The 1,971-nt window shown below is 60.3% G+C and carries 2 protein-coding genes; both read left to right on the top strand.

Going from position 1 to position 1,971, the window contains the following annotated elements:
- Nucleotides 1–150 precede the first annotated feature (150 nt).
- Nucleotides 151–519: a winged helix-turn-helix transcriptional regulator gene (locus ACRXB1_RS35255; protein ID WP_449494683.1), complete on the top strand. Its 369-nt coding sequence runs from the start codon at nt 151–153 to the stop codon at nt 517–519.
- Between the two features lie 424 nt (nt 520–943).
- On the top strand, nt 944–1,971 hold a 1,028-nt coding region (locus ACRXB1_RS35250), incomplete at its 3' end, for an ABC-F family ATP-binding cassette domain-containing protein (protein ID WP_449494682.1).

The raw sequence follows: 1,971 nt of genomic DNA, 5'->3' as shown, positions 1-1,971 counted from the left end.
CGCGGCTCCTCAGCGCATGCAGCGACACGTATCTGATTCGATTGCAACGCTGCGCGGGCGAATTGCTGCCCACATCTCCAGGCGATTACAAAGGTGCCCATACTGTTGTGTTCTCCACGCATATTTACGACACAGTAGTATTAGTACTGATTGATTGCTGAATGTAGAGCTAATTCCGACCACGCAGTCCGTGCGCAGCATACGGGAAGAATTGTATATAAACGCTGCCGATTCCTTGCTTCCCGCCTTGCCTTTCTTGAGGAGCAAGGAATTCTCTCGCGGGCGCCCAGCCCCGACGACAGGCGCCGTGACTTCTACAAGCTGACAGAGAAGGGGCTGGACCTCATTTCCATCGTGTTCAATATAGTCGTTTGGAGTGCGAAGCACGATTCGAAGTCGTACGTGCGACGCTGCAAGGAGTTCATCGCTCGATTGAATCGAAACCCCATGGAAGTGAGCGAGGAGGTAAAAGCGCTGGTCCGTGAAGGCGGATGCCTCTTTCCTGAGAGCAAGGAGTGAGCAGTACGGCAAGCACGACCTGTCACGTCGCACGAACGATGTGCACACACCACCGGCTACGACACCTTCAGCGCTTCGAGTCCTCCTCGACGTCCACAGGATTGGAGGAACCGCCGACTAAATTGCGCCCCTTCAACAACCCGCAGCCGCAACAGTGATCGAACCCTCTCCCCGATAGCTAGCACCGCTCGGATGGTCGTGCACTTATTAATCCCTGCTCTTTACACGTAAATGACCGTTGTTGCGCGCGCCGACCGTTCGTTCGTGGCCCCGCAGCCGAAACGCCCATTGCGCCAGTGCCCACCTTGCTTTGTGGCCGGCAGGCGCCGCAAAACGCAAGCGGCTCTTCACTCGTACCGCCAGAAAAGAGACCGCCCTGTACGTCGGTCGGCTATCATGCGTGTCCTCTTCGAAGTAACTCCTTATGATTTCCGTCCGTAATGTCACCCTGCGCCGCGGCGTCAATGTCGTACTCGACAGCGCGTCCGTCACCTTCACTCCCGGCGAAAAGATTGGCCTTGTCGGCCGCAATGGCGCCGGCAAGTCGTCATTCTTCGGCCTTCTCAACGGCACGCTGCACGAAGACGGCGGCGAGTTCTCGATTCCTGCTACGTGGAAGATGGGCCAGGTCGCGCAGGAGATGCCGGAGACCGAGCAGAGTGCGACGGACTTCGTAGTCGACGGTGACACTGTGCTGCTGGCCGCGCAGGCCGAAGTGGCGGCCGCCGAGGCGAGCGACGATGGCATGCGCATGGCGCACGCCTACATGGAGCTGCACGATGCTGGCGCACACGATGCCCCCGCACGGGCCGAAGCGCTGATCCAGGGCTTGGGCTTCAGCGCTGCGCAGCTTAGCCAGCCGGTCAACAGTTTCTCCGGCGGCTGGCGCATGCGACTGCAACTGGCGCGCGCGCTCATGTGCCCGTCCGACTTGCTGTTGCTCGACGAACCGACCAATCACCTCGACCTCGACGCACTGGTCTGGCTGGAAGCGTGGCTCAAGCGCTACCAGGGAACCATGGTCGTGATCAGCCACGATCGCGAATTCCTCGACGCGGTGACGCAGGTGACGGTGCACGTCGACAACGCCAAGCTCGTGCGTTATGGCGGCAACTACAGCAAGTTCGAAGAGATGCGCGCCGAGCAGATGTTGCTGCAGCAGGCCTCGATGGCCAAGCAGGCAGACAAGATCGCCCACTTGCAGAAATTCATCGACCGTTTCAAGGCCACGGCCTCGAAGGCGAAGCAGGCGCAGAGCCGGGTCAAGGCGCTCGAACGCATGGAAAAGATCGCCCCGGTGCTTGCCGATGCGGAGTTCACCTTCGAGTTCAAGGAGCCGCTCAACGTCCCGAACCCGCTGTTGTCGATGCTGGACGCAAGCTTCGGCTATCCGGCGCCAAGCGACGCGACGCCGGGCACGCCGCCGACGGTCATCGTGCGGGGCATCAACCA

This window comes from Caballeronia sp. M23-90 (genome assembly GCF_053574605.1).
Note: the sequence above shows the minus strand (reverse complement) of the source record. Positions and strands in the feature narration are given on the sequence as shown.